Below are 859 nucleotides of genomic sequence, written 5' to 3' on the forward strand. Positions count from 1 at the left end.
CCATGTCGGAAGGAATCGAGTCAAAACCACAACAATGGACAATCCGGCAACCGGCTTCTTTTGCCGCTTTGTGGTGCTTGTCGATCATGCGACGAATCCATTGCGTCTCGCCGGCCAGGTCGCAATAGTCAGTGCCGTTCTCGACACACGCGGCGACTAACTCGTTTCCATATTTAGCGTAAGGACCGACCGTTGTGCAGACGACTTTAGTACGTTTTGCCAGTTCATTCAGGCTAGCCGTATCGTGGCTATCGGCAAGAATAAGAGGAATGTTATCGTTACCTAAGCCTTTTCGAACTTCTTCAAGCTTGGTTTGGTTGCGTCCAGCCATTGCCCATTTTAGTTCGCCATCGAGGCCGTAGGTATTTAGATAGTATTCGGCAACTAAGCGGCCTGTAAAACCACTTGCTCCCCATATGATCACATCGAATTCGCGCTTTGTACTCATGACCTCTTCCTATTATTTTTATAGCTTATTTTCAAAGGGGTCAGACTCGATTGAAATTCAATCGAGTCTGACCCCTTTGAAATTACATGGCTGACATGCCGCCGTCAACCGGTATAGCAATACCGTTCATATAACTATTCGCTGGTGACAGTATCATGACCATGACATTCACAATTTCTTCAACTCGTGCGATACGCTTCATCGGACAGCCGCGCGCAAGGTTCTTGTTGACCTCTTCGATATTATCATTCGGATTCATCGTTGGATTATCAACCATCGGCGTTGACGTAAAGAAGGGGCAAATCGCATTAACTCGAACATTCATAGGCCCACATTCAACTGCGGCCGTTTTAGTTAGACCTATTACAGCGTGCTTGGCAGCGCCATAGGAGCTTCCCATCGGCGTTCCAC

Annotated in this window: 2 protein-coding genes; both read right to left on the bottom strand. The window is 47.6% G+C overall.

What is annotated here, in order from left to right:
- On the bottom strand, window positions 1-448 hold a 448-nt coding region (locus tag A3735_RS04840), incomplete at its 3' end, for a trans-acting enoyl reductase family protein (protein ID WP_197485673.1).
- 82 nt (window positions 449-530) lie between these two features.
- Window positions 531-859: SDR family NAD(P)-dependent oxidoreductase (locus A3735_RS04845; protein ID WP_156499409.1), on the bottom strand; the 329-nt coding region annotated here is incomplete at its 5' end.

It is taken from the genome of Oleiphilus sp. HI0061 (assembly GCF_001635675.1).